The sequence below is a fragment of the Sphingomonas sp. BLHR8 genome (genome assembly GCF_056821725.1).
Map to the genome: position 1 here is coordinate 108,484 of NZ_JBPDIM010000002.1, position 25,820 is coordinate 134,303.

Here is a 25,820-nt window from a genome sequence, read left to right on the forward strand (position 1 = left end):
CCTCTCCGCGCGGCTTAAGGGCGCCGCGCGATGATCGACGAACTTCTGCCACCGCAAATGCTGATCGACGCCGGCGAAGCGGCGGTGCGCGCCGCCTGCGCCGCCGGCGCCGATGCCGCGCAAGCGGACTGCGACGCCGGCGCGTCGGTGTCCGTCGGCGTGCGCGACGGGCGGCTCGAAGACACCGGCCGGACCGAGGCGCAGGGCCTGGCGCTGACCGTCTATGTCGGTCAGCGCAGCGCCAGCATTTCGAGCGCCGACCTCGACGCGGCAAAGGTTGCCGAGCTGGCGCAGCGGGCGGTCGCGATGGCGCGGCTCGCGCCCGACGATCCCTACGCCGGGCTCGCTCCCGAAGATCGGTTGTGGCGGGGCGAAGATGCCGACCTCGACCTCGTCGACGCGTCGTTGCCGTCGGATGCCGAACGCCTGCGCGATCTCGCGCTGACAGCGGAGGGGTCGGCGCTCGCGGTCGAGGGCGTGGCCATGTCCGAAGGCGCCGGTGCCGCCGTCAATGCCGGCACCCATGCCATCGTCACCAGCCATGGCTTCGCGCGTGCTGCGTCCGCGACCGGCGCGATGATCTCCGCCAGCGTGCTCGCCGGGCCCGCCGAGGCGATGCAGCGCGACAGCGACTACACGACCGCACGGCACTTCGCCGATCTGGAGACGGCCGAGGCCATCGGCCGGAGCGCTGGCGAGCGCGCGGTCGCGCGCGTGGCGCCGGTGCGCGTCAAGAGTGGCGCCATGCCGGTGGTGTTCGCACCGCGCGTCGCGTCGAGCATCGTCGGGCACATCGTCGCGCTCATGTCCGGCCCGCGCATCGCGCGCAAACGCAGCCTGTTTCGCGGCCGCGAGGGCGAAACGCTCATCGCGCGCGAGTTCACGCTGAGCGACGACCCGCAGCTGCTACGCGGCTTGCGCAGTCGCAATTGGGACGGCGAAGGGGTGGCGAGCACGCCGTTGACGCTGGTCGATGCCGGGACGCTGGGCGGCTGGCTGTGCGACAGCGCCTCCGCCCGCCAGCTCGGCCTTGCACCCACCGGTCACGGCTCGGGCGGGGGGGTGTCGGCGTCGAACCTGATTGTTGCGCCCGGCCCGCGCGGCTTCGATGCGCTGATCGGCGACATTGGCGAAGGCATCTACGTCACCGAACTGCTCGGGCAGGGCGTCGACCTTGTCAGCGGCGATTACAGCCGTGCGGTGTCGGGGCGGCGCATCGTCGGCGGGGCGCTCGCCGAAGCGTTCGATGGCGCGACGATCGCCGGCAACCTCCTCGACATGTTCGCCAGCCTCTCGCTTGCCGACGATGTCGACCGGCGGCGGTCGGTGCACGTGCCATCGATGCGCTGCGATGCGCTGGTGGTGGCCGGAGACTGATCGTGGCGGCCATCGAGGCAATCGCGTCGGCCGCGCGCGAGGTCGGCGACCGCGCGCTGGAACGCTGGCGGCATCTGGTCGGCGGCGGCGCCGTCAAGCAGTGGGCCAAGGCCGACGCCAGCCTCGTTTGCGAGGTCGATCTCGATACCGATCGTCGGCTGAAGGGCCTGCTCGGTGCACTCGCGCCCGACGCCGGCTGGTTGAGCGAGGAAACCGCCGACGATCCTTCGCGCCTGCGCTGTGGGCGGCTGTGGTGCGTCGATCCGATCGACGGCACGCGCGATTTTCTGCGCGGCCGCACCGGCTGGGCAGTTTCGATTGCGCTGGTCGAGCAGGGGGCGCCGATCGCCGGCGTCCTTTATGCTCCGGCGCGCGACGAGCTGTGGGTCGCCGCGGCGGGCGAGGGCGCGACGCTCAACGGCCGGCGGCTTGCGGTGGGCACCCGCGCGCGACTCGCGGGGTCACGGGTGCCGAGCCATGACCTGCCGCGCGAGGATCGCGACCTCGTCAAGGTGGCGCAGCCCAACAGCATCGCGCTGCGCATGGCGATGATCGCCGACGACCGCGCGGACCTGGCGGCGACGCTGCGCTGGGGTTCGGAGTGGGACATTGCCGCCGCCGCGTTAATTGTCGCCGAAGCGGGCGGGGTGGTGACCGACGCGCTGGGCGCGCCCCTCCGCTTCAACAAGCCCGACCCGCAGGCATTCGGTGTGCTGGCGACGGTGCCCGGCATCCATGACGCGGCGGTGGCCCGGCTGGCCGGGCGAGCGCGCACGGCGGTGCGAGGCTGAAAACGCGACCACCGGAGGTGCCGAGGCCGGCGCCCATCTTGACCGCAACGGGCCGAGCGCCTAACGGACACGCCATCCGCTACCGATGATGGGCCGACGGCACGAGCGAAACCGCTTGCCGACGGCCATTTTTGCGTTGCGGGGAGGGCGCGTTCGCGTCCGAATCGATGCTTTGAGATGGGGCGCCTTGCCAGCCGTCCCGTGGAGCTCAGGAGACGAACGAACCATGGCACGTATCGCGGGTGTGAACCTGCCCACCAACAAGCGCGTGGTCATCGCGCTGCAGTATATCCACGGCATCGGCCCCAAGTTCGCGAGCGACATCGTGGGCAAGGTCGGCATCGACAGCCAGCGTCGCATCCAGGATCTGTCGGACGCCGAAGTGCTCCAGATCCGTGAGACGATCGACGCGACCTACACGGTGGAAGGCGACCTGCGCCGCGAAACCGCGATGAACATCAAGCGGTTGATGGACCTCGGCTGCTATCGCGGTCTGCGTCACCGCAAGGGCCTCCCGGTCCGCGGCCAGCGCACGCACACCAACGCGCGCACCCGCAAGGGCAAGGCGAAGCCGATCGCGGGCAAGAAGAAGTAATTCTTCGCGTCTTCATGGGCGCGTTCGCGTGCCCGTTCCTCCCAGGATTTCCGCCCGCCGCCATTTGAATATTCGCCGCTCCACAGCGCGAACCTCCGCGACGGGCCCGATCAGGAAAGTTTCACATCATGGCACGCGAACCGCAGCGCCTTCGCCGGTCCGAACGCAAGAACATCTCGTCGGGCGTGGCGCACGTCAACGCGACGTTCAACAACACGATGGTCACCATCACCGACGCGCAGGGCAACGCCATCAGCTGGTCGTCGGCCGGCATGATGGGCTTCAAGGGCAGCCGCAAGTCGACCCCGTACGCGGCGCAGGTCGCCGCCGAGGACGCGGGCCGCAAGGCCGCCGAGCATGGGGTGCGCACGCTCGAGGTCGAGGTGAAGGGCCCCGGCGCCGGCCGTGAGAGCGCGCTTCGCGCGCTGCAGGCCGCCGGTTTCCAGATCACCTCGATCCGTGACGTGACCCCGATCCCGCACAATGGTGTGCGCCCGGCCAAGCGCCGCCGCGTCTGACGCTACTGGCTCCACGCGCGTGGCTGGCGGGCCGCGCGCATCGGGAGCCGGGACGGCCGCCACCGTCCCACCATCGCCCGCCGCGATGACGACACGACCCATGGGGAATTTCATGACCGTCAACAGCAAGAACTGGCAGGACCTCAAGAAGCCGACCGGGCTCGAAATGAAGGCCGGTTCGGACCAGCGGCGCCGCGCGACCTTCGTCGCCGAGCCGCTCGAGCGCGGGTTCGGCCTGACGCTCGGCAACGCGCTGCGCCGCGTGCTTCTGTCGTCGCTTCAGGGCGCGGCGATCACTTCGATCCGCATCGAGAACGTCCTGCACGAATTCTCGAGCCTCGCCGGGGTGCGGGAGGATGTGACCGACATCGTCCTCAATGTGAAGCAGATCGCGCTGCGCATGGAAGGCGATGGCCCCAAGCGGCTGCAGCTCGAAAAGACCGGTCCGGGCACCGTGACCGCGGGCGACATCCAGGTGTCGGGCGACATCCAGGTGATGAACCCCGACCATGTGATCTGTCACCTCGACGATGGCGCGCAGTTCGCGATGGAGCTCACCGCGGACAGCGGCAAGGGTTATGTCCCGGCGGCGGAAAACCGTCCGGCAGATGCGCCGATCGGGCTCATCCCGGTGGACTCGCTCTACTCGCCGGTGCGCCAGGTCGCGTACAAGATCGATGCCGCGCGCATCGGGCAGGAACTCGACTACGACAAGCTCAACCTGACCGTCGAAACCGACGGGACGGTGACGCCGGAGGATGCGGTCGCCTATGCCGCGCGCATCCTGCAGGATCAGCTGTCGGTGTTCGTCCACTTCTCGGGCGACGTGGGCGTGGAATCGTCGCCGCGCATCGGCGTCGCCGCGCCGTCGAGCATGCCGACGTCGCTGACGCCCGCGGACGAGGGCGACACCAACATGCTCAACCGTTTCCTTCTCAAGAAGGTGGACGAGCTCGAGCTGTCGGTGCGCAGCGCCAACTGCCTCAAGAACGACAACATCATCTACATCGGCGATCTCGTGCAGAAGACCGAAGCGGAGATGCTGCGCACGCCGAACTTCGGCCGCAAGTCGCTCAACGAGATCAAGGAAGTGCTGTCGTCGATGGGCCTGCGCCTCGGCATGGACATCCCCGGTTGGCCGCCGGAGAACATCGAGGAAATGGCCAAGAAGCTCGAAGCGGAGATGCTCGCCTAAGGCGAGCGCGGCCACGCCCGCGCGCTCGCGGCGCCAGCCGCGACGCCGAAGGCCGGCCGACAGGCGGCGAAGCCGACCTGATCGACGTCATGGGATTTAGTCCCATGACGGCCCCGCCCGCCAAAAGCGGAACCCCGGATCGAGTCCGGGGTGACGAGTGAGGTTGAGGGGGCGGATTTACCCCCACCGGGCAGGCCGCCCCGTATCGCGGCCAGGCGAGGGGTACCTGAAACGGCCCCCTGACGAACGAAGGAAGACGATATGCGACATCGCGTTGGACACCGCAAACTGCAGCGCACCTCGGCGCATCGCGCGGCGCTGCTGCGCAACATGGCCTCGGCGCTGGTCAAGCACGAGCAGATCACCACCACCGTCGCCAAGGCCAAGGAGCTGCGCCCCTACGTTGAAAAGTTGGTGACGCTGGGCAAGCGCGGTGGTTTGTCGAACCGCCGTCTCGCCATCTCGCGCATGGGCGACGAGGCGATGGTGACGAAGCTGTTCGACACGCTGGCGGCGCGTTACGAAGGGCGCAACGGTGGTTACACTCGCGTGATCAAGGCCGGCTTTCGCGCGTCGGACGCCGCGGCGATGGCGGTGATCGAACTGGTTGACCGCGATGTCGACGCCAAGGGCCAGGATTCGGGGCCGGTCATGGTCGACGACGACTCGGAATTCGCTGCCGCCTGATCGCCGCGAGTGTGTCACGCAAAGGGCCGGGGAGCATTCGCTCCACCGGCCCTTAGCTTTTTGCGGGCGGCCTATTGCTCCGGCCTCTGACGGCGTTAGTAACTTCGGAAACCATATGCCCGGAGAGATCGATGCGCCGCCGCGTAACCCTGCCCCTGATCGCCCTTGCCAGCTCGCTGTCGGCCTGCGCCGTGACTGAACCGCGCGTGTCGGACATCACCCCACCCCCGGTCGCGCCCGTCGCGAGCGCGGCGGCGGACACCGCGACTGCGCAGCCCATCGCCTATCCCACGACGCGCCGGGGCGACGTTACAGACGTGAGCTTTGGCGAGCGCATTACCGACCCCTATCGCTGGCTCGAAAACGACGTGCGGCAGGATCAAGAGGTTGCGAACTGGGTGGCGGAGCAGAACCGCGTCACCAACGCCTATCTGGCGACGCTGCCCACGCGTCAGGCCTTCGCGGATCGGGTCAATGCGCTCTACCGCTACGAACGCTTCAGCCTGCCGCTGAAGCGCGGCAACCGATATTTCTACACGCGCAACGACGGGTCGCAGAATCAGTCGGTGCTGTATGTGCGCGAGGGGCTGAACGGGGAAGGCCGCGTGCTGATCGACCCCAACACGTGGGCCGCCGACGGCGCGACCGCGCTTGCAGAATTTTCGGTCAGCAAGGACGGGCGCTACGTCGCCTACGGCGTGCAGGACGGCGGCACCGACTGGCGCATCGTCAAGGTGCTCGACGTCAACAGCGGCCAGGTGATGACCGACGAGCTGCGCTGGGTGAAGTTCAGCGGCATGAGCTGGGCCAAGGACGGCTCGGGCTTTTACTATTCGCGCTTTCCGCAGCCCGCGCCGGGAGCGACGTTCCAGTCGACGAACCTCAACCAGGCGGTCTATTTCCATCGGCTCGGCACGCCGCAGGCGCAGGACCGGCTGATCTACTCGACCCCCGATCGCCCGCGGCTCGGCCACGGCGCGGGGGTGAGCGATGACGGGCGCTACCTGATCATCTCCACGACCGAGGGCACCGATCCGTCGAACGCGCTGACGGTGATCGACCTCACGCGGCCGAATAGCCGCCCGATCACACTGGTGGGCGCGATCGAGAACAGCTGGGACTATGTCGGCAATGACGGGTCGAAGCTATATCTCGTCACCGACAAGGATGCGCCCAACAAGCGCATCGTGACGATGGATGTGGGCGCCAACGGCGGCACCGTCCGTCCGCTCGTGCCGGAGGGGCGCTTTGCGCTGCAGGGCGCAAGCCGCGTCGGGAACCGCCTGTTCATCAACTATCTCGAAGACGCGCGCAGCCAGGTGCGGGTCACCGACATGAGCGGGCGCGAAGTGGGTCGCATCGGCGAAGGGCAGCTCGCCTCGATCGGCGGGTTTGGGGGCGATCCCGAGGACACCGAGACCTTCTACGCGGTCAACAGCTTCAATTCGCCCTCGGTGATCTATCGCTACGACCTCGCCACCGGGCAGAGCAGCGAGTTCATCAAACCGACGCTGTTGTTCAACCCCGACGACTACACGGTTGAGCAGCGCTTCTTCGCGAGCAAGGACGGCACCCGCGTGCCGATGTTCGTGGTCCAGAAGAAGGGCTTTGACCGCGCCGGCGGGTCGCCGACGATCCTCTATGGCTATGGCGGCTTCGGCAGCGCGATGACGCCGAGCTTTTCGGCGACCAACATCGCCTGGCTCGATGCGGGCGGGGTGTATGTGCTCGCCAACATTCGCGGCGGCAGCGAATATGGCAATGCGTGGCACGACGCCGGACGCCGGGCGAACAAGCAGAATGTGTTCGACGACTTCATCGCCGCGGGCGAATATCTGATCCGGGAGGGGATCACCGGGCGCGGCGAGCTCGCGGTGCGCGGCGGCTCCAACGGCGGCACGCTGGTCGGCGCGGTGGTCAACCAGCGCCCCGACCTGTTCGCTGCGGCGATCCCGGCGGTGGGCGTGATGGACATGCTGCGCTTCGACCGCTTCACCGCGGGCCGCTACTGGGTCGATGACTACGGCTATCCAGATCGTGAGGCGGATTGGCGCGTGCTGCGGGCCTATTCGCCCTACCACAATGTGCGCGGTGGCGATGGGCGGACCTACCCGGCGGTGCTGGTGACCACGGCGGACACCGACGACCGCGTGGTGCCGGGCCACAGCTTCAAATATGCGGCGGCGCTTCAAGCGGAGGATCTCGGGCCGCGGCCGCGCCTCATCCGCATCGAAAGCCGTGCGGGCCACGGCTCCGGGCGTCCGGTGAGCAAGATCGTCGACGAGGCCGCCGACGTCTTCGCCTTCATCGCGCAGTGGACCGGGCTCGACGCCAATGCGAACCTTCGGCGCGGCGAAGCGGTCATGGGTCAGCGCACGACGCCCTGATCACATCACTGCGATTGAACCGAACAGGGGGTCGCTCGGTTATCCGGGCGAACCCCTTTTTCGTAGGAGCAACCCAGCATGTCCGTGACCGACAATGGCCCCAAACCCTCCGTCTTCGACATGGAAGCGGAGGTAACCGCCAACGACAATTATCGCACCGTCGCGTGGACCGGGAAATATCTGCAGGTCACGCTGATGAGCATTCCGGTCGGTGAGTCGATCGGGCTCGAAAAGCATCCGCAGACCGACCAGTTTCTGCGCCTCGATGCAGGGCAGGGCCGCGCGGTCATGGGGCCGGAGAAGGACCAGCTGACCTTCAAGCAGGACGTCAGCGACGGCTGGTCGGTGATGGTCCCCGCCGGGATGTGGCACGATGTCGAAAATACCGGGGACGAACCGATGAAGCTGTACGTCGTCTACGCCCCGTCGCACCACGCGCAGGGGATCGTGCAGAAGACTGCGGAAGATGCCGAAAAGGACGAAGAAGCGGGTCGTGACGAGGCACCCGACTGGACCGTCCAGCCGGCCAATCAGCAGCCCGACGAGTCCGCCTGACGCCTGAACGGCAGCCCGCCGGGGCTCGGCAGATGCCCCGGCGGTAACAAGTTGACGTTAACCCTGTTCCGATACACCTCCCGGCCATGGCGCGGGGAGAACAGTCGTGGCAGCCGCGTGCGGGAGCGCCAGGCGCGCACCCCGCCTTTGCGACGCTCGGCCCTCGCAGCTTCGGGCAAGCGCAGCCGGCACCGGTTCAGACGAGCTTGCGGGAGCGCCTGCAGGAGGCCATCGACGCCATCGACTGGACGCCCGACCTCGGCGACGCGATCGGTAGCGCCCGATGGTGGCGTGGCGTCGCGACTTTGGCCTTGCTGGTCACCATCGCGGTGTCGAGCTGGCCCGGTGTCACGCCGCTGCCGACCCGCACCGCGGCGTTGCCGGACAATGACTGGGCCGCCGTGCGTCCGATCGGCATCGCTCCGCTGGCGATGGGCGCGGGGAGCGGGTCGCGGATGATGCCCTCCGACCGTGTCGTCCCGCTCGCGAGCGCGCCCGAGCGGCCGCGCGTGGAATTCGTGGCAATGCTGGGTGAGGGCGACGAGCTGACCCGGGCGCTGCAACGCGCCGGCGTATCGGGCGACGACGCGCTGCGGGCGGCGACGTTGATTGCGCGCGCTACGACCGCACCCATCCCGGCTGGGACGCGAATCGATCTGGTGCTCGGCAAACGCGTGAGCGCGATGCAGCCCCGCCCGCTCGAGGAGGTGCGGCTGCGTGCGGCGCTCGACCTCAAGCTGCTGGTCCGGCGCAGCGGGGGCGGGCTGCAACTCGAACGCCAGGCGGTGGCGGTGAGCGCGTCGCCGCTGCGGCTCCGCATCGCGGTCGGCGAAAGCATCTATCGTTCGGCACGGGGCGCGGGCCTGCCGCCGAGCGCCATCCAGAGCTGGCTCCGCGCGATCAACGGCGCGGTGCCGATCCGCGATCTCGCGCGCAGCGACACCGCCGACTTCATCGTGGAGCAGCGGCGGGCGGCGACCGGCGAGATCGAATATGGCCCGCTGCTCTATGCCGGGCTCGATCGCGCGGGTGGCATGGCGGTGCGGATGATCCCCTGGCCGGTCAACGGTCAGGCGCAATGGCTCGAGGCCGGGCATCTTGGCGAACAGCGCAGCGCATTGGGCTGGCCGGTGGCGGGGCGGCTGACGTCGCCGTTCGGCCTGCGCGTTCACCCGATCCTGCGTTTTGCCCGCATGCACAGCGGCATCGACATCGGCGCCCCGTGGGGCACGCCGGTCTATGCCGCCGCCGACGGCGTCGTCGACTACGCCGGCTACAAGGGCGGTTATGGGCGGTTCGTGCGCGTGCAGCACGGCGAAGGGCTCGCCACCGCCTACGCCCACATGAGCGGTATCGCCACCGGCGGCGGCGCTTTTGTCCGCAAGGGGCAACTCGTCGGCTATGTCGGGTCGACCGGGCTCTCGACCGGCCCGCACCTCCACTACGAAGTTTATCGCGACGGGCGCGCGGTCAATCCGATGAAGTCGCACAGCGTCAGCCGGGCACTGCTGTCGGCGGACGAGCAGCAGCGGTTCATGGCCCGGCTCGATGCGATGGCGCGGCTTCCCGTAGGAGGCGCGGGTGGGGCGCAGTGAAAGGGGATTGCGCGGCGCGGGCGGAGGTCTAGGGCGCGATGCTGATGTCTGAAGCGCCCCGCCTCCCCCTATCGACCCGCCTCCGCCGCCCGCGCGCGGCGTCATGGAGCCGACGGCTGGTCGCGGAAACGCGGTTCGACGTCAGCGACCTCATCTGGCCGATGTTCGTGTGCGATGGCGACGCGACGCAGCCGATCGCGACGCTGCCGGGCGTTGAGCGCGATTGCCTGTCCTCGCTGGTCGCGCGGGCGCGCGAGGCGGTCTCGCTCGGCATCCCGGCGATCGCGTTGTTCCCGAACACGCCCGCCGAAGCGCGCAGCGACGACGGGGCGGAGGCGCTCAACCCCGACAATCTCGTGTGCCGGGCGATCGCGGAGGTGAAGGCGGCGGTCGGAGACGAACTCGGGGTGATCGCCGACGTCGCGCTCGACCCCTACACCAGCCACGGGCAGGACGGCCTCGTGGATGCCACGGGCGCGGTCATCAATGACGCGACGGTCGACGTGCTGGCGCGGCAGGCGTGCGTGCTCGCCGCGGCAGGGGCGGACGTTGTTGCGCCGTCAGACATGATGGACGGGCGGGTGGCGGCGATCCGCAGCGCGCTCGACGATGACGGGCGCATCGGCGTCCAGATCATGAGCTACGCCGCCAAATATGCGAGCGCCTTTTACGGGCCGTTTCGCGACGCGGTCGGGTCGCGCGGGCGGCTGAAGGGCGACAAGCGCGGCTACCAGATGGACCCGGCCAATGCGCGCGAGGCGATGCGCGAGGTGGAGCTCGACATCGCCGAAGGCGCGGACAGCGTCATCGTGAAACCAGGCCTCCCCTACCTCGACATCGTCGCGCGGGTCGCCGACGCGTTCGACGTGCCGGTCTACGCCTACCAGGTGTCGGGCGAATATGCGATGATCGAAGCGGCGGCGGCCAACGGCATGGGCGACCGCGACGCGCTGGTCCTCGAAACGCTGACGGCGTTCCGCCGGGCGGGCGCGCGCGGGGTCTGGACCTATCACGCGCCGCACGCCGCACGCCTGCTGAATGGCTGACGTGTCGCTCGAAACCGCGCGGCTGCGGTTGGCGCCGTGGCGGGCCGAAGACAGCGAACCGGTGCGTGCCGTGCTCGACACCCAGGCGGTGACGCGCTGGCTCGGCGGGGTTGCGGGGCCGGAGAAATGGGCGGCCTTTGCGGACCAGTTCGCGCGCGGCGGTGCATTCCCGACCTTCGTCATTCGCCTGCAAAAAGGGGCGGACCCGATCGGAATCATCGGCCTCAACCGCGTGCGCGCCGCCGCCGGTCCGCAGCTCGAGGGACACACGGAAATCTTCTGGCGCCTGGCCGAGCACGCCTGGGGTCGCGGCCTGGCGCGCGAGGCGGCCGAGGCCGCACTCAATCATGGCTTCGCAGCGCCCGAACGGGCCACCATCGTCGCCTTCACCGTGCCGCAGAACCATGCGTCGTGGGGACTGATGCAACGGCTGGGGTTCACTCGCTGGCGTGACGCCGACTTCGATCATCCGGAGGTCGCGGATCCGGCGATCGTCCGGCACATCGTTTACAGGATCGACCGGGGGGATTGGCAGGCATGAACGGGAGCACGGCGGCGGCAGGGCCGCTCCAGCGCGGATGGATCGACAGCATCGTCGACAATCCGCGTTGGTTGTTCACGCTGACCATCTTCACCGGCAGCTTCCTGCTGTTCATGGTCCAGCCGATGGTCGCCCGCATGGCGCTGCCGCGGCTGGGCGGTGCGCCCGCGGTGTGGAACAGCGCGATGCTGGTCTACCAAGCGCTGCTGCTCGCGGGCTATGCGTGGGCGCATGGGCTCGGCCGGCTCGCCCCGCGCACGCAGAGCATCGCGCATCTCGTGCTGCTGGCGCTGGGCGTGCTGTTCCTGCCGGTCGGGCTCGCCAACATCGCCGTGCCGACCGATGGCGACGTCGTGTTCCGCGTGCCGCTTCTGCTGCTGGCGTCGGTCGGGCCGCTGCTGATCGCGGTGAGTGCGCAGGCGCCGCTGATGCAGCGCTGGTTCGCCGACAGCGCGCCGGGCGCCAACCCCTATGCACTCTACGCCGCGTCGAACCTCGGCAGTTTCGGCGGGCTGCTCGCCTATCCGCTGCTGGTCGAACCGATCCTCAGCGTCAGCGCCCAGAGCGTGGCGTGGAGTGGCGCATATCTCGCGCTGCTGGCGCTCGTCGCGCTGTGCGCGTGGGTGACCATCGCCGCGCGGCGGCGCGCCCCCTTTGCCGGAGCCGCTGCGCCGATTGCTGCAACCGCTGCGGCGCGTTCCGCCGCGCCCGGCTGGCGCCGGGTGCTGCTGTGGGTGCTGCTGTCGATGGTGCCATCGGGGCTGATGCTGTCGACGACGACGCACCTCACCACCGACATCATGGCGATGCCGCTGATGTGGGCGATCCCGCTCGGGCTCTACCTCCTCAGCTTTTCGATCGCCTTTTCGGAGCGGCGCGGGCTCGCCAATTTCTTCAAGCTGCTCGCACCGCCGATGCTGCTGGTGGCGGGGGGCATCGCCATGTTCAGCCAGGGGAGCGGCGGGCTCGCGCTCGCGGCATCGGCGCTCGTCATGCTGCTGGCGGTCGCCACCTCGATTCACGCGCGCCTCTACGAATCGCGTCCGGCGCCCGATCGGCTGACCTTCTTCTACCTGGTCATGGCCGTGGGCGGTGCGCTGGGCGGCGTGCTGTGCGCGCTCGTGGCGCCGCTGCTGTTCGACTGGGTGTACGAGCATCCGATTCTGCTGCTCGCCGCAGCCATGCTGGTGCCGCTGCGGGCGCTTGTGCCCTGGCTCGACTGGCTGCGCGCGGACGCCATCGGCCGGCGCGTTGCGCGCTTCATGCTGACCGCGACCGCGATCGGCCTCGGCTGGATGCTCGCGCGTGCGTGGACCGGATATTTCGAGCCGATCGAGATCGTTCTGACCGGCGCGCTGTTTGTCGTCGGGCTGCTCGCCATCGGTATGCGGTCCGCCTACGTCATCACCATCGCCGCGCTGATGTTCGGCTTCGGCGGCAAGGCGACGCTGCGGGACAGCATGAACGACGTGCGCACACGCAGCTATTTCGGCGTGTACACGGTCCGTGACGAAGGGACCGGGGTGCGCACGCTCGCCCACGGCACCACGCTCCACGGCCTGCAATTCACCGACGACCGTCTCGCGACCACGGCGACGAGCTATTACGGTCCATATTCCGGCGTCGGGCTGGCGTTCGATCGGGCGGCGCAGCTTTACGGGCCGGCGGCGCGGCTGGCGGTTGTCGGCCTCGGCACGGGCACGCTCGCCTGCTACCGCCGCGGGGCGGAGCAGCTGATCTATTTCGAGATCGATCCGGCGATGGCGCGGCTGGCGACCGGGCCCGGGGGCTTCTCCTACCTCAAGCGCTGCGCCCCGAACGCGCGCCTGGCGATGGGCGATGCGCGCATCCGCATGGCGCAGGTCGCGCCAGACAGCTTCGACATGATCGCGGTCGACGCCTTTTCATCGGACGCCATTCCGATCCACCTGCTGACGCGCGAGGCGTTCGAGGTCTATGACCGCGCCCTCGCGTCCAACGGCGTGCTGCTGGTGCATATCTCCAACCGCTTCGTGAACCTCGAGCCGGTGCTGCGCGCGCTGGAGCGCGATCATGGCTGGCATGGCATGGTGCGCAGCGATGCGCCCGACGCCGAGGACGAGAAGCTGCGCCGCACGCCGTCGATCTGGGTCGCGATGAGCCGCAACCGCGAAGCGCTCGCCGCGCTCGAACGCGCCACCTACGACGTGCCCCAAGGTCGCGGCGACTGGACATCGCTCCACGATCGGCCGGCGCCGGTGCTGTGGACCGACGACTATGCCTCGGTCATGCCGCTGCTGCGCAATCCGTTCGAGCGCTGAGCGGCGGCGTCAGCCGCGCCAGCGCAGCGTCACGCGCGCCGAGCGCGGTGCGCCGGGGGTGATGTTGTTGTCGCTGTGAGCCTGCGGGAAATGGTCGACGTCGAACAGATTGTCGACGTTGACCTGCAGCTCGAGGTTGCGGGTCAGCGATACATAGGCCGCGGCGTCGACGCGGGTGTAGGCGGGCAGCAGCACGGCGTTGCTGATCGAGGTGAAGCTGTCCGACTGATGGATGACGCCGGCGCCCAGCGACAGGCGGTCGTGAGCGCAGCGCGGACCCACAGCGACAGCGTATGTTCCGGCGCCTGGGCGACGCGTCGGCCGTTGTTGTCGCCCGCAACAACGCGCGCATCGGTGTAGCCATAGCTTGCGAACAGCGTGGCGCCGCGCGCGATGCGGCCGCCGACGCTCACTTCGCCCCCGCGCACGCGCTGGCGGCCGGTGAGGACGATCGTTCCCGGCGTCGGGCCGGCGGCGCGGAGTTGCTCCGCTCCAGCTCGAACAGCGCGGCGTTGGCTTCGAGACCGGGGGCGATGCTCCACTTGGCGCCGACCTCGCCTGCGGCACGTCGCGCAGCGGTGTGTCGGTCTTGGTGCCCGCACGCGACTGCGCGATCATCACGCCGTTGACGATGATGTCCTGCTGCTGGTCCTCGGCGGCGACCTCCTCCGCTTGCGCGATCGTCGAGGTGAGGGCGATGGCGAGCGCGAGCTGTGCGGAACGAAACAGCTGCAAATTGAACACTGGAACCCCCTGTGGCTGGCGGCTCCACTATTGCGACCGATTAGTTGCAAGCCTTTTGCAAACGGCTCGCAATATTTTGTTGCGACCTACGCGATTGGGGTGGCTGCGCCCGCTTCGACGCGCCACCGCTCGATCGGGGTGGTTGTCTCGAACAGCGACAGATCGGTGCCCGTCAGCCAACATTGCGCACCAAGCTGCTGCAGACGTTGGTAGAGGGCTGCGCGGCGGTCGGGATCGAGGTGCGCCGCCACTTCGTCGAGCAGCAGCAGGGGCGGTTCACGGCGCGCCGCCGCCACGCGGCCGGCGTGCGCAAGCGTCAGCGAAATCAGCAGCGCCTTCTGCTCTCCGGTCGAGCAAAGTTCCGCGGGAATGTCGCGGGCGCGATGCCGGACCAGCACATCGTCGCGATGTGGCCCGACGAGCGCTCGCCCGGCCCGCGCGTCGGAGCCACGTGATTCGCGCAGCGCGAGCGCCAGATCTTCGCGCGTCCAGTGCAGCGCCGGTGCCCGATCGGCGCCAACCAGCGCCAGCGTCGGCGCGGGGAACTGGTCATCCTCCCGCGCTGACAGGGCGAGCTCCAGCGCCGCGACGCTGTCGGATCGGGCGGCCGCGATCGCGGCGCCATGCTCCCCCATTTGCGCCTCAAGCGCCGCCAGCCAGGCGGGGTCCGCCCCCGCGCCCCGGTCGGCAAGCAGCCGGTTGCGCGCGCGCATCGCCGCCTCGTAGCGGTTCGCATGCCGCGCATGATCGGGCGCCAGCGCGAGCGTCAAGCGGTCGAGCCAGCGTCGCCGTCCGCCCGCGCTTTCGACGAACAGCCGGTCCATCGCCGGGGTGAGCCAGCTCACCGCCAGCCAGTCGCCCAACCGCGCGGCCGCCTGGTCGGCGCCATTGACCCGCACGCGTCGCCGCCCCGGCTCGGCGCGGTCGAGCGCGGTGCCGAGCTCGATCGGGGGCAGCGCTTCGGCATCGTCGGCGATCTGCGCGGCGACGATCCCGCGCTCCACACCGTGGGCGATCATCGTTTCGATGGCCGCGCCGCGCAGTCCGCGCCCAGGCGACAGCAGCGATAGCGCTTCGAGGATATTCGTCTTGCCCGCGCCGTTCGCGCCCACCAGCGCGACCAGCCCGCGCGAGGGCGCAATGGTCAGCGTCGGATGGTTGCGAAACCCCTCCAGTGTCAGGCGACGAACGTGCATCGCCGCGGCGATAGCGGGTCCGCACGGCGCGGGCGAGGGGCCCGCCGCCGCGCTTGATCCAGGCGGGGCGCATCGCCCTTGCGCCCCGCCGCCCCACCCCCCACCATGGCGCGCATGAATGCCCCCCATCGGCGCGCCGTCACCGCGGTGCTCGGGCCGACCAATACCGGCAAGACCCACCTCGCCATCGAACGGATGCTGGCGCATTCGTCGGGCACGATGGGCTTTCCGCTGCGCCTGCTCGCGCGTGAGGTCTATGACCGCGTCGTCGCCATCAAGGGCGCGGCGCAAGTGGCGCTGGTGACGGGGGAGGAGCGCATCGTCCCCGACACCGCGCGCTACACGCTATGCACCGCCGAAGCGATGCCGCGCCCCGGCAGCGCGGGTGGCGATCCCGCATTCCTAGCGCTCGACGAGGCGCAGCTTGGGCAGGATCGCGAGCGGGGCCATGTCTTCACCGCGCGCATGCTCGAAGCGCGGGGGCGAGAGGAGACGATGATCCTCGGCTCGGGCGCGCTGGCGCCGGTGGTGCGCGCGCTGCTGCCGGACGCGGAGATCACCGCCCGCCCGCGCTTCTCGACATTGAGCTACGACGGCCCGCGCAAACTGTCGCGCCTGCCCCCGCGCAGCGTGGTCGTGGCCTTCTCCGCCGAGGAGGTTTACGCCATCGCGGAGGCGCTGCGGCGCTTTGCCGGCGGCGCGGCGGTGGTGATGGGCGCGCTCTCCCCCCGCACCCGCAACGCGCAGGTGGCAATGTTTCAGGCGGGCGAGGTCGACTATCTCGTCGCCACCGACGCCATCGGCATGGGCCTCAACCTCGACGTCACGCACGTCGCCTTCGCCAGCCTCGCCAAGTTCGACGGCCAGCGCCAGCGGCGGCTGACCATCGCCGAAATGGCGCAGATCGCCGGGCGCGCGGGCCGCCACCAGCGCGACGGCAGCTTCGGTTCGGTGGGCAGCGCGGCGCAGTTCACCGACGCCGAGGTGGAGGCGATCGAGGAGCATCGCTTCGCGCCGATCGACTGGCTCTACTGGCGCGAGCCCAACCCGCCGACGCACAGCGTGGAGGCGCTGATCGCGGGGCTCGATGCACCGCCGCCGCATCCGCAACTGCGCCCGGCGCCCGAGGCGACCGACCTCGCCGTGCTCAAGGCGCTGTCGGGCGACCCGGCGGTGATGACCACCGCGCGCGGCTCGGACCAGGTCGCGCGGCTGTGGGCGACGGCGTCGGTGCCGGACTTCACCAAAAGCGGGCCGATCCACCACGCGCGGTTGATCGCGCGGCTGTGGGGCTGGCTGGGGGAGGGGGACCATCGCATCCCCGACGACTGGGTGGCGGGGCGGCTCAAGGAGCTCGATCAGGCCGGCGGCTCGGTCGAGGCGCTCGCCGATCGCATCGCGAAAGTGCGCACCATGTGCTACATCACGCAGCGCGGCGAGTGGCTCAGCGACGCGCCCGCGCTGGCGGCGGCGGCAAGCGCGGTTGAAGGCCGCCTCTCCGATGCGATGCACACCGCGCTCACGCAGCGCTTCGTCGACCGCCGCACGACCGTGCTGCTGCGCGCGATCGGCCAGGGCAGCGCCGACGTGCCCGTCGCACTGGACGACGACGGCACGGTGCGCGTCGATGGCGAGCCGATCGGCCGGCTCGACGGCTTTCAGTTCATCGCCGACCCCGCCGCGCGAGCGGGCGACCGGCGCATGCTGCTGGCGGCAGCGGAACGGCACTTGTCGGGCGTTCTCGCCGAGCGCGCGGCGGCGCTCGCTTCCGCGGAGGGCGATGCGATCATACTGCACCTCGCCGACGGTGAGGCGCCCGCGCTGTCGTGGCAGGGCCGCACCGTGGCGACGCTGGTGAAGGGCGCGCATCTTCTCAGCCCGCGGCTCAAGCTCGCGCGCGGCACCGATGCGCTCGACCCGCACCGACGCGCGGCGGTGGAGGCGCACCTCGCGGCGTGGGTCGACGATGCGGTCGCGCATCGGCTCGGGCGCCTGCTGGCGATGGCCGCACGCGCGCGCGATGCGGAGGCTCCGCCCGAACTGCGCGCGGTGCTGGCAGCGCTGGTCGACGGCGGCGGGGTCATCGCTCGCGACGCGCATGACACGGCTTTGCGCAGTGGCCCGCCGACGCTGCGCAGCGGCCTGCGCGAACTGGGCGTGCGCGTCGGCAGCCTCGACCTCCACCATCCCGACGCGCTGAAGCCTGATGCGCAGCGCTGGCTGGCGGCGCTGTCGGCGGCGTGGCGCGGGGAGGGCGCGACCTTGCCGCCGCCGGCGGGCGTCGTGCTGACCGACACCGCGCGGCCCGGCCCCGCCTTTCGTGCGATCGGTGCGCGCGCGCTGCGGGTGGACATGGTTGAACGGCTCGCCCGCCATGCCCACGCCGAGCGCATGGCGGCAGTGCGCGGAGCGGAGGAGGCGGGCGACACCGCCGGCCGGCCACCGGCCCCGCTTCCGTCGGAGCATATCGAGTCCCCCACGCTAGGCTCCGGCGACGGCTCGAGCGTCGACGTGGAGGGCGAAGCTGTCGCCTCCTCCGCGTCGCCTAGCGACGAACCTCTCCCGCTCGCCGAGGTGAGCGCGCCCCCACCCTCACCCCCGACCCCTCCCCACAAGGGCGAGGGGAGGCCGAGCTTCCCGATCGACCCGGCGCTCGCGGAGTCGCTTGGTCTGACCGCTGAGGAGCGCGCGTTGCTGTGGCGAATGCTCGGCTTCCGGCGCGTTGGCGGAGAGGAAGCGGAGGAGGCGGCGCAGCACTGGACGTGGCGTGGCCGCGCCCCGCGCGAACGCCGTCGCCGACCGGCCCCACGCGGCGGTCAGGCGAAAGCCACGCAGCCCAAGCGCGCCGCCGAACATCGCCGCGGCGACGGCGATCGCCGCCCCGCGCCCCCGCCCCGCCGTCCTGCGCCGCCCCGCCCCGAACCGCGCATCAATCCCAACAGCCCCTTCGCGGGTCTCTCCACGCTCCTCGGCAAGGGGCGCGACGATTGAGCGACGCGACGACGATGCGGATCGACAAGCTGATCTGCTGCCTGCGCCTCACCAAGACGCGCGAGCGCGCGCAGGCGATGATCGAGGCGGGGCAGGTGCGCCTTAATGGCGCGCGGGTCGAGCGCTGTTCGGCGCCGGTGGCGGTGGGCGCGGTGCTGACGCTGGCAATCGGGGGTCAGGTGCGCGCGCTGCGGGTGACGCAGCTCCCCATGCGGCGCGGTCCGGCGAGCGAAGCGCAGGGTTGCTATGCCGATCTCCTCGCCGAGGAGTTGACGCCCCCGCCCGCCGCGCCATAGCAGGCGGCAACCGGCGCATCCTCTCCGCGCCCGCCCTTGGAGCCGACCGATGACCTATGTGGTGACCGACGCCTGCATCAAATGCAAATATATGGACTGCGTCGAGGTGTGCCCGGTCGACTGCTTTTACGAAGGCGAGACGATGCTGGTGATCAACCCCAGCGAATGCATCGACTGCGGCGTGTGCGAACCCGAATGCCCGGCCGAAGCGATCCTGCCCGACACCGAAAGCGGACTTGAAAAGTGGCTGGAGGTCAACGCGACCTATTCGGCGCAATGGCCCAACATCACCATCAAGCGCGAGAGCCCGCCCGACGCCGACAGCTTCAAGGGCGTCGAAGGCAAGTTCGAGCGATATTTCACCCCCGAGCCCGGCCAGGGCGACTGACCTAACGGGGGCGTTGCGCCAGCCCGCGCCCTCCCACGACCGCTTTGTGCACGCCCGCTCGCAGCTGCTGAGCGTGACTAGTCGACGTCGCGAGCGTGCGCGGCTCGGCACCGCGGAACCACGACGCCGCTCGCCCGGTTACGCCTGGCATGGCGAACGCTCCCGACCTGTTTCCCGGCCCCTGCGTCTATGTCGATGACTTCGCACGCGGTTTCACGCGCAAGAAGCGTGGCGATGCGTTCGTTTACACCACCCACAAGGGCGCCAAGGTTCGCGCAGGAAAGACCATTGCGCGGCTGAACGCGGTGGGCCTGCCGCCGGCGTACGAGGACGCGTGGTATTGCAACAATCCGCGCGGGCATATTCAGGCGCTCGGCACCGATGCGAAGGGGCGGCGGCAGTATCGCTACCACCCCGGGTTTCGCTCCGAGGCCGAGGATGCGAAGTTTGCCGCGCTGCCTGCCTTCGCCAAAGCATTGCCCGGCATTCGCGCGCACGCCGAACGCGCACTCGCCCGTCGCGACCTGTCGCGCGAACGGGTGGTGGCGGCGGTCGTGCGGCTGCTCGACATCGGCCACGTCCGCGTCGGCAACAAGCAATATGCGCGCGACAACAAAAGCTTCGGCGCGACCACGCTGAAAACGCGCCACGCCAAGGTCGGGCGCGACACGCTGCGGCTCGATTTCATGGGCAAATCGGGCAAGCGGCACCAGATCACCATCGGCGATCGTCGCCTCGCCAGCCTCGCGCGGCAATGTTCGGACCTGCCGGGGCAGCCGCTGTTCCAGTATCTCGACGCGGAGGGGGTGCCGCGCCCGGTCGACAGTTCGGACATCAACGCCTGGCTGAAGGAGACCGGCGCCGACTTCACCGCCAAGACGTTCCGCACATGGCACGCGAGCGTCATCGCCTACACCGCGCTCGCCAACCGCGGCGGGGCGGCGAAGCTCAAGGAGGTGCTGGGGGAGGTTTCGGCGAAGCTCGGCAACACGCCCGCGGTCGCGCGCAAAAGCTATGTCCACCCGGTGCTGATCGACGTGATGACCGGCGCGCGCGAATGGGATCCGGCGTGGAACATTCGGCAACGCGCGACTCGCTGGCTGACGCGCGACGAACGGGGTTTCGTCGCCGTGCTCGACGCACTCGCGGCCGAGGCGACGGCTGCCACGGCGGACACCGACGACACGCCCGCCAGCCCAGCATCGGCGAGCGCTTAAGTCGCTCAGCGGTCAGGCGAGACCCGCGTCGGCCGCGCTATCATGCGACAGGCCGGTGAGGATGACTCGGGTGAACTGGCGACTCCAGGCGGCGAGGTCGCCCTGGTCGACGACGGTCGACAGCCGGGCGCGCCCGATCATCCCCTGCATGAGGAGCGACGCGGCGACGTTCGGGTCGACGGGCCCGATCTCTCGCGCAGCGATGCCGGCCGCAACGCGATCGGCCAGCCGCTGCGATCCGCTCGCATAGGCGCTGGCGCAGACCGGCGGGACATCGGCCGGCCGGTCGCTCTCCTGGTCGAGCCAGTCGGCGAGGCGGTCGAGCAACCGCCCCTCCGGCGACAGCATCCGTTCGACGGTGCCGCCGACCAGCCGCGCCAGGCCCTCCACCGCGGGGAGGTCGTTTCCGATCGCGTCGAGAAGCTGCTGTCGCGCCGCATCGACGCGCTGGTCGAACAGCGCCGTCAATAGCGCACGCTTGTCGGCGAAACGCGCGTAGATGGTCGGTTTGCCGACGCGCGCCGACCGCGCCAGGCGGTCGATCGAAAAGCGCGCGAAGCCTTCGCTTAGCAGCAGCTCCCAGCTCGCCGTCAGGATCAGCTCGCCGAGCCGCTCTGCCTCGGCGCTGCTCGGGCGGCCGCGCCGGGTCGCGGGGCGGGGGGAACGAGCCGCCGGCATCAGCGCGCCGGCGTCGTGGCCGGGGCCGGATCGCGCGGGGCCCAGCCGAGCCCGAGCGCCTTGTTGACGGCGATGAAGTTGGTGGTGGTGCTCGCCCGTGCCTCCACCGCGGCCATGCCCGCCTGCAACCGCTGACGTTCGGCCGCGATCGCGTCGGTCCGACTGGCCGTCCCGGCGCGGGCGCGCTGGTTCTGCAGCCGCGCCACGGTGGCCAGTTCCTCTTCCGCCGCCAGCGCCCGGCCCCACGCAATGCGCTGCTGGCCGTAGCGGGTGAGGCTCCCCTCCGCATCCTGAAGCGCGGCCAGCACCGTCTGACGATAGCGCCCTTCCGCCTCGGCATATTGGCCGCGCGCGACGTTGAGCTGTTGCTCGCCGCGGCCGCCGTCGAAGATCGGCAGACTGATGCGCGGGAGGATGAGCGCGACGAGGTTGCCGGGGTTGAGCACGTCGCTCAATGCGCCACCGCCGATGCCGAGGTTGCCGAGGAAGCTGATGCGCGGGAAGCGGTCCGCCGTCTTGACCCCGACCTCGGCATTGGCCGCGGCGAGCGCACGTTCCGCAGCGCGAATGTCGGGACGATTGCGCAGCAGACGGGCGGGGTCGCCGATCGCGACCTCGCGCGGGGGCACGGGGATCGGCGCCGGCGCGTCGAGCCGCGCATCAAGCGCACCGGGCTCGCGCCCCGTCAAAAGCGCCAGTTGGTCCTTGAGCGCGACGAGCTCGCCCTGATTGGTCGCGATTTCCCCCGTGGTCCGGTCGAGCTGCGCCTGCGCCGCAGCGAGCGGCTGGGCCGGCGCCGTGCCACGCTGCAGCCGTTGGCGCGCCAGCCCGGTCGCCTCCGCGTCGAGCGTGCGTTGGGTGGTCAGGAACGCCGCCCGCGCCTGGCGCGCACGCAGCGCGACATAGGTCCGGGCGACATCGGCGGCGAGCGTCACCTGGGCGTCGGCGACGCTGGCTTCGGCGGCATCGACGCGCGCGGCGGCGCCCTCGATCGTGCGACGGCGGCGGCCGAACAGGTCGACCTCCCACGAACTGTCGAAACCGACATTGTAGAGGTCGATCGTCGAGCGGTCGGCGGCGTCGCCCTGCGGGTCGAACACGTTGCCGGGCAGATTGGCGATGGGGGCGGCCGCCGAGGCATTCAGCGACGGCGTGTTGGCGGTGCGGTTCGCCGCCAGCGTCGCGCGCGCCTGCGCCACCCGCGCTTCGGCGATGGCGACGCTGGGCGCCTGCGCCAGCGCCTCCGCGATCAGCGCATCGAGCATCGGATCGTCGAGGCTGCGCCACCATTGCGCGATGGGGACGGCGGTCGTGGTGTCGCTGCCTGCACGGACGAAGGCGCCGCGTGCTGCCGACACCGGCGCCGCACCGGGCGCTCCGGCATAGGTGGGCCCGACCGTGGTGCAGCCGGCGAGGAGGAGCGCGACCGCTGCGGTCAGCGCCTTCGCGGCGCGGGGAGAGACGAGGGCGTTTGTCATATCAATGCATCGCCATGCTGGGGGCGCCGCGCTTGAGCGGCTTGAGGAACAGGATGACCCCGGCGCCCGCGTTGGTGGGCGCCGGTTCTGCCGCGAGCGGCGCGGGGTCATGCGGCGTGGACCTCGGAGCATCGGTTCGGGAAAAAGCTTCCACGGGTCAACCACCAGAATAAACGAGCCGGTTTCGTTCAAATATCGAAGGCGCGCGAAATGGGCGCGCCAACCCGTCGCGTCAAGACCCACTGTGGCCGAGCGAGCAAAAACGCCGCGACCTGCGGCAACCAGTCGCACCCGTCTGTGAAGAGTCTGCCGAATCCGATGAGACGCTTGCTGGCGGTCAATGGGCGTGTCAGGCGCGAGGTCTCGAATCGATATCCGGCGCGTGGCGCGCAAGCCTCGTCAGGCGGTTCGCAAGCGTCTTGTGCTGAAAGGTCGAATGGCTCCCGAAGCGAATGGTGTATGGCTGAAGATCAACTCGATATCGGTCAGAGGGCCGCTCCCTCGGCACCGAATGAGAGCGACCTCGCCGGTCCGGCAGGGGGTGCCCGGACCTCGGCGGTTCCCCTCATTGTCGATTGCGATCGCACCTTTACCCGGGCCGACGTGGCCATCGAAAGCATGGTCCGCGTCGCGCGCCGCGGTGTGCTTGAGTTTCTGCAGCTGCTTGGCTGGTTGTTCTCGGGGCGTGCAGCCTCGAAGGCGCGACTGGCTCGAGCTGATCCCGTAAAGGTCGATGCGCTACCGATCCGCGAGGAGGTCGCAGCGCTGATCGCCGACGCGCGGGCGGATGGTCGGCCCGTCATTCTCGCCAGCGCCGGGCATCGACGCAACCTCGAGCGCATCGCGCGTCGCCACGGCCCGTTCGATCACATCATCGGCACGCGGGGGCGCGACAACGCCAAGGGGCGGGGGAAGCTCGCGGCGATCCGCGCGGCGATCGGCGACACGCCCTTCGACTATATCGGCGATGCAAAGGCGGACCGACCGATCTGGGCGGCGGCGCGCACCGCTTACACGGTGGGGGTGAGCACCCGCTCACCCAATGAGGTGCGCCTGTCGCAGGCGCGCCCGATGTGGCGCGCGTTGCTCAAAGCGATGCGCCCGCACCAGTGGGCCAAGAACGCGCTCGTCTTCGTGCCCCTGCTGACCTCCGGGCGGATCGGTGAACTGTCGTTCAGCCTGCGCGCGCTGGCGGCTTTTCTACTGCTCTCGCTGCTCGCCTCGAGCGTTTATCTCGTCAACGACGTGCTCGATATCGACGCCGATCGCGCGCATCGCACCAAGCATCGCCGTCCGATCGCGAGCGGCGACTTGCCCATCCCGCATGCACTGGGCGCGGCAGCACTTTTCGCGAGCGGCAGTCTGGCGGCGAGTTACTGGTTGTTGGGCGCCAGCGCCTTGCTCACGATGACCGGCTATTTCGCGCTGACGGTGGCCTACAGCTTCTGGCTCAAGGCGACGATGATCGCCGATGTGATCGCGCTCGCCTGCCTTTACACTATGCGTTTAATCGTCGGCGCGGCGGCGGTGGGCGTGGCCGTGTCGGGCTGGCTACTCTTGTTCTCGCTCTTCTTCTTCTTGAGCCTCGCCTACCTCAAGCGCTACGTCGAGCTCCGCGAGGCCAAGGGCCCGGACACGGCGTTGCTTTCAGGGCGGGGCTATGTCCCGGCCGATGTCGACATCGTCGCGATCTCGGGCATTTCCGCCGGGATGGTATCGCTGCTCGTCGTTGCCCTGTTCGCCGAGAATATGGCGTCCGACGGGACTTACGCGAGCGGACGGGTGCTGTGGCTGCTGGTGGTGCCGCTGCTCTACTGGCTCAACCGCGTGTGGATGATGGCGCGCCGTGGGCAGGTTGACGGCGATCCGGTGGCCTTTGCGATGCGCGACCCCAAGAGCCTCATTCTCGGCTGCATCGTTCTCGCCATCGTCGCTTTCGCTAAGTTCGTGCCCATTTGAGCGTGACATTCCCCGCTTCGCGCTCGAGGCGCTTCATCTGTCCCCAGGCGAGCGTCAGCAGAGCGATCGTGGCGAACGCGTAGCGACCGTAGGCGAGGTGCCACAGCGGCGAATCCGGCGACAGCGCCGCGAACTGCCGGTGTGCGGGGATGACGTAGATCGCCCACAATAGCCCCGCGATGGCGAGGCTCACCCAGCGCCGACGCGCCCAGGCATCGCCCACGGACAGGGCAAGAAGCGGCAGGACGTAGGCGTAACTGTGCCCCCACCCCAGCGGCGCGATCAGGCTGATCATCCCGGTCGTCGCTGCCGCCGCCCACAATTGCTGGCCGCGGTCCTGACCGGCCCGCAGGACGAAGGCCGCGACGGTCATCACCGCAGCAGCACTGACGGCGAGCCGCAGGCCGGCGGGTACCACGATTGTTTCCCATGTCGTCAGCGCCTGTTCGGGCGGGACGACCGTTCGCGCCCAGATGGCGACGAGCGACTGGTTGTCGACGTTGGTGATCGTCCGCTCGGCCATCGCCGGCAGCATCTTTGCAAAGTCGAGCCAGACGGCGAGCGGGAAAACCGCGAAGGCGGCAAGCATCACCACCCCGGCTCCGACGATAAAACCAGTCGCCGCGGGCCAGCGCGTGTCCCGTCGCGCGAGGAGGGGGAGCATCAGCATCGCCGGGTAGATCTTCACCCAACTGCCGGCGGCGAGGACAGCGGCGCCGACCGCCGTCCGGGCGGTGAAGATCAGCCACACGCCAAGCGTCACGATGGCGAGGATCAGCGTATCGACCTGCCCGTGACGGCAGGTGAACACCGACCCCGTCACGACCGCCATCGCGATCAGCGCCGCCCGTTCGACGCCGTTCGTCATCACCGCACCCGTTCGCTCGGCGAGCGCGAGCCATGCGGCAATCGCGCCCACCGCACAGGCCAGCGCGGCCAGGCTCAACAGCAGATGCCCCGTTTCGAGCGTACCGAGACCGAACGGCAACAACATCGCGATGCTCGGCGGCGGATAGAGGAAGCCAAGCAGCGCTTCGGCGGTGCCCATCACGCCGCGTTCGTCATGGTAGAGCGTAGCCGGGTCGGTCAGCGTCCGCTGCACCGCATTGTAGAAGACAACCGTGTCGCTGCCGATGCTCCGGCCGAGGCTGATGGTCTGGACGATAAAGAGGGCGAGGCAGAGCGCGAGCATGGCCCAAGGGCCGAAGCGGACCATGAGCGGCATCAGCCTGCCCGCGCCCGGCCCGAATTTGCTTGGCTTCACCATCGATACTCCGGCGGAAGTG

The 25,820-nt window shown here is 69.7% G+C and carries 23 protein-coding genes and 1 pseudogene; 17 read left to right on the plus strand and 7 right to left on the minus strand.

The window, feature by feature from the left end:
* Positions 1–30: 30 nt before the first annotated feature.
* The 12 genes from ACRYJK_RS10515 (at position 31) to ACRYJK_RS10570 (ending at position 13,587) form a co-directional block, all read left to right on the plus strand.
* Positions 31–1,377, plus strand: coding sequence for a TldD/PmbA family protein (locus tag ACRYJK_RS10515; RefSeq protein WP_482667541.1), 1,347 nt, complete (start codon positions 31–33; stop codon positions 1,375–1,377).
* Between the two features lie 11 nt (positions 1,378–1,388).
* Positions 1,389–2,168, plus strand: a complete 780-nt coding sequence (locus ACRYJK_RS10520) for a 3'(2'),5'-bisphosphate nucleotidase CysQ (protein WP_482667750.1) — start codon at positions 1,389–1,391, stop codon at positions 2,166–2,168.
* A 226-nt stretch (positions 2,169–2,394) separates the two neighbouring features.
* Entirely contained in the window at positions 2,395–2,763 is a 369-nt protein-coding gene (gene rpsM, locus ACRYJK_RS10525; protein WP_482667542.1) for a 30S ribosomal protein S13, read from the plus strand.
* A gap of 128 nt (positions 2,764–2,891) precedes the next feature.
* On the plus strand, positions 2,892–3,281 hold the full coding sequence (gene rpsK, locus ACRYJK_RS10530; protein WP_482667543.1) for a 30S ribosomal protein S11: 390 nt from the start codon (positions 2,892–2,894) through the stop codon (positions 3,279–3,281).
* 112 nt (positions 3,282–3,393) lie between these two features.
* A complete protein-coding gene (locus tag ACRYJK_RS10535) occupies positions 3,394–4,476 on the plus strand; it encodes a DNA-directed RNA polymerase subunit alpha (protein WP_482667544.1) in 1,083 nt (360 codons plus the stop codon).
* Between the two features lie 261 nt (positions 4,477–4,737).
* The gene (gene rplQ, locus ACRYJK_RS10540) at positions 4,738–5,163 is read left to right on the plus strand and encodes a 50S ribosomal protein L17 (protein ID WP_482667545.1); all 426 of its coding nucleotides are present in this window, start codon (positions 4,738–4,740) and stop codon (positions 5,161–5,163) included.
* Positions 5,164–5,294: 131 nt separating this feature from the next.
* Positions 5,295–7,550, plus strand: coding sequence for a prolyl oligopeptidase family serine peptidase (locus tag ACRYJK_RS10545; protein ID WP_482667546.1), 2,256 nt, complete (start codon positions 5,295–5,297; stop codon positions 7,548–7,550).
* Between the two features lie 78 nt (positions 7,551–7,628).
* The gene (locus ACRYJK_RS10550; protein ID WP_482667547.1) at positions 7,629–8,105 is read left to right on the plus strand and encodes a cupin domain-containing protein; all 477 of its coding nucleotides are present in this window, start codon (positions 7,629–7,631) and stop codon (positions 8,103–8,105) included.
* 86 nt (positions 8,106–8,191) lie between these two features.
* The gene (locus ACRYJK_RS10555) at positions 8,192–9,700 is read left to right on the plus strand and encodes a M23 family metallopeptidase (protein WP_482667548.1); all 1,509 of its coding nucleotides are present in this window, start codon (positions 8,192–8,194) and stop codon (positions 9,698–9,700) included.
* A gap of 44 nt (positions 9,701–9,744) precedes the next feature.
* On the plus strand, positions 9,745–10,746 hold the full coding sequence (gene hemB, locus ACRYJK_RS10560) for a porphobilinogen synthase (protein ID WP_482667549.1): 1,002 nt from the start codon (positions 9,745–9,747) through the stop codon (positions 10,744–10,746).
* Complete coding sequence (locus tag ACRYJK_RS10565) at positions 10,739–11,287, plus strand: GNAT family N-acetyltransferase (protein WP_482667550.1); 549 nt, start codon at positions 10,739–10,741, stop codon at positions 11,285–11,287. Before hemB ends, ACRYJK_RS10565 begins: the two co-directional genes overlap by 8 nt.
* Entirely contained in the window at positions 11,284–13,587 is a 2,304-nt protein-coding gene (locus ACRYJK_RS10570; protein WP_482667551.1) for a fused MFS/spermidine synthase, read from the plus strand. Before ACRYJK_RS10565 ends, ACRYJK_RS10570 begins: the two co-directional genes overlap by 4 nt.
* Positions 13,588–13,596: 9 nt before the next feature.
* Here ACRYJK_RS10570 and ACRYJK_RS10575 read toward each other — a convergent pair whose 3' ends face one another.
* The 3 genes and pseudogenes from ACRYJK_RS10575 to recF form a co-directional block, all read right to left on the minus strand.
* Positions 13,597–13,869, minus strand: a complete 273-nt coding sequence (locus tag ACRYJK_RS10575) for a hypothetical protein (RefSeq protein WP_482667761.1) — start codon at positions 13,867–13,869, stop codon at positions 13,597–13,599.
* A 50-nt stretch (positions 13,870–13,919) separates the two neighbouring features.
* Positions 13,920–14,189: pseudogene (locus tag ACRYJK_RS10580) on the minus strand (hypothetical protein); the annotation flags it as partial.
* A gap of 228 nt (positions 14,190–14,417) precedes the next feature.
* On the minus strand, positions 14,418–15,527 hold the full coding sequence (gene recF / locus ACRYJK_RS10585) for a DNA replication/repair protein RecF (protein ID WP_482667552.1): 1,110 nt from the start codon (positions 15,525–15,527) through the stop codon (positions 14,418–14,420).
* A 114-nt stretch (positions 15,528–15,641) separates the two neighbouring features.
* On the opposite strand from recF, the gene ACRYJK_RS10590 reads away from it, so the two are divergent.
* The 4 genes from ACRYJK_RS10590 to ACRYJK_RS10605 all read left to right on the plus strand — a co-directional run bounded on the left by ACRYJK_RS10590 (position 15,642) and on the right by ACRYJK_RS10605 (position 20,419).
* The gene (locus tag ACRYJK_RS10590) at positions 15,642–18,518 is read left to right on the plus strand and encodes a helicase-related protein (RefSeq protein ID WP_482667553.1); all 2,877 of its coding nucleotides are present in this window, start codon (positions 15,642–15,644) and stop codon (positions 18,516–18,518) included.
* Positions 18,515–18,814 carry an RNA-binding S4 domain-containing protein gene (locus tag ACRYJK_RS10595; protein WP_482667554.1) on the plus strand — a complete coding sequence of 100 codons (300 nt, stop codon included), beginning with the start codon at positions 18,515–18,517 and terminating at the stop codon, positions 18,812–18,814. The genes ACRYJK_RS10590 and ACRYJK_RS10595 overlap by 4 nt, the downstream gene beginning before the upstream one ends.
* A 49-nt stretch (positions 18,815–18,863) precedes the next feature.
* Positions 18,864–19,202: a ferredoxin FdxA gene (fdxA, locus tag ACRYJK_RS10600; RefSeq protein WP_482667555.1), complete on the plus strand. Its 339-nt coding sequence runs from the start codon at positions 18,864–18,866 to the stop codon at positions 19,200–19,202.
* A gap of 149 nt (positions 19,203–19,351) precedes the next feature.
* Complete coding sequence (locus ACRYJK_RS10605) at positions 19,352–20,419, plus strand: DNA topoisomerase IB (RefSeq protein ID WP_482667556.1); 1,068 nt, start codon at positions 19,352–19,354, stop codon at positions 20,417–20,419.
* Positions 20,420–20,431: 12 nt separating this feature from the next.
* Here the strand turns inward: ACRYJK_RS10605 and ACRYJK_RS10610 are convergent, their stop codons facing one another.
* From ACRYJK_RS10610 to ACRYJK_RS10620, 3 genes are read right to left on the minus strand one after another with little or no spacing between them, the layout of a single operon-like run.
* A complete protein-coding gene (locus ACRYJK_RS10610; RefSeq protein WP_482667557.1) occupies positions 20,432–21,097 on the minus strand; it encodes a TetR/AcrR family transcriptional regulator in 666 nt (221 codons plus the stop codon).
* On the minus strand, positions 21,097–22,575 hold the full coding sequence (locus ACRYJK_RS10615) for an efflux transporter outer membrane subunit (protein ID WP_482667558.1): 1,479 nt from the start codon (positions 22,573–22,575) through the stop codon (positions 21,097–21,099). Before ACRYJK_RS10615 ends, ACRYJK_RS10610 begins: the two co-directional genes overlap by 1 nt.
* Before the next feature lies 1 nt (position 22,576).
* Positions 22,577–22,729, minus strand: a complete 153-nt coding sequence (locus tag ACRYJK_RS10620) for a hypothetical protein (protein WP_482667559.1) — start codon at positions 22,727–22,729, stop codon at positions 22,577–22,579.
* 305 nt (positions 22,730–23,034) lie between these two features.
* Between ACRYJK_RS10620 and ACRYJK_RS10625 the strand changes: the two genes are divergently transcribed.
* Positions 23,035–24,534, plus strand: coding sequence for a UbiA family prenyltransferase (locus tag ACRYJK_RS10625; RefSeq protein WP_482667560.1), 1,500 nt, complete (start codon positions 23,035–23,037; stop codon positions 24,532–24,534).
* Here the strand turns inward: ACRYJK_RS10625 and ACRYJK_RS10630 are convergent.
* Complete coding sequence (locus ACRYJK_RS10630; RefSeq protein ID WP_482667561.1) at positions 24,515–25,798, minus strand: glycosyltransferase family 87 protein; 1,284 nt, start codon at positions 25,796–25,798, stop codon at positions 24,515–24,517. The genes ACRYJK_RS10625 and ACRYJK_RS10630 overlap by 20 nt on opposite strands.
* Positions 25,799–25,820 lie beyond the last annotated feature (22 nt).

Coding starts and splice junctions, on each gene's coding strand:
- hemB (WP_482667549.1), top strand. CDS start 9,745: ATGTCTGAAGCGCCCCGCCTCCCCCTATCGACCCGCCTCCGCCGCCCG.
- ACRYJK_RS10550 (WP_482667547.1), top strand. CDS start 7,629: ATGTCCGTGACCGACAATGGCCCCAAACCCTCCGTCTTCGACATGGAA.
- ACRYJK_RS10565 (WP_482667550.1), top strand. CDS start 10,739: ATGGCTGACGTGTCGCTCGAAACCGCGCGGCTGCGGTTGGCGCCGTGG.
- ACRYJK_RS10610 (WP_482667557.1), bottom strand. CDS start 21,097: ATGCCGGCGGCTCGTTCCCCCCGCCCCGCGACCCGGCGCGGCCGCCCG.
- ACRYJK_RS10615 (WP_482667558.1), bottom strand. CDS start 22,575: ATGACAAACGCCCTCGTCTCTCCCCGCGCCGCGAAGGCGCTGACCGCA.
- ACRYJK_RS10590 (WP_482667553.1), top strand. CDS start 15,642: ATGAATGCCCCCCATCGGCGCGCCGTCACCGCGGTGCTCGGGCCGACC.
- ACRYJK_RS10535 (WP_482667544.1), top strand. CDS start 3,394: ATGACCGTCAACAGCAAGAACTGGCAGGACCTCAAGAAGCCGACCGGG.
- rplQ (WP_482667545.1), top strand. CDS start 4,738: ATGCGACATCGCGTTGGACACCGCAAACTGCAGCGCACCTCGGCGCAT.
- ACRYJK_RS10605 (WP_482667556.1), top strand. CDS start 19,352: ATGGCGAACGCTCCCGACCTGTTTCCCGGCCCCTGCGTCTATGTCGAT.
- ACRYJK_RS10555 (WP_482667548.1), top strand. CDS start 8,192: ATGGCGCGGGGAGAACAGTCGTGGCAGCCGCGTGCGGGAGCGCCAGGC.
- ACRYJK_RS10545 (WP_482667546.1), top strand. CDS start 5,295: ATGCGCCGCCGCGTAACCCTGCCCCTGATCGCCCTTGCCAGCTCGCTG.
- ACRYJK_RS10515 (WP_482667541.1), top strand. CDS start 31: ATGATCGACGAACTTCTGCCACCGCAAATGCTGATCGACGCCGGCGAA.
- ACRYJK_RS10625 (WP_482667560.1), top strand. CDS start 23,035: ATGGCTGAAGATCAACTCGATATCGGTCAGAGGGCCGCTCCCTCGGCA.
- recF (WP_482667552.1), bottom strand. CDS start 15,527: ATGCACGTTCGTCGCCTGACACTGGAGGGGTTTCGCAACCATCCGACG.
- ACRYJK_RS10570 (WP_482667551.1), top strand. CDS start 11,284: ATGAACGGGAGCACGGCGGCGGCAGGGCCGCTCCAGCGCGGATGGATC.
- rpsM (WP_482667542.1), top strand. CDS start 2,395: ATGGCACGTATCGCGGGTGTGAACCTGCCCACCAACAAGCGCGTGGTC.
- rpsK (WP_482667543.1), top strand. CDS start 2,892: ATGGCACGCGAACCGCAGCGCCTTCGCCGGTCCGAACGCAAGAACATC.
- fdxA (WP_482667555.1), top strand. CDS start 18,864: ATGACCTATGTGGTGACCGACGCCTGCATCAAATGCAAATATATGGAC.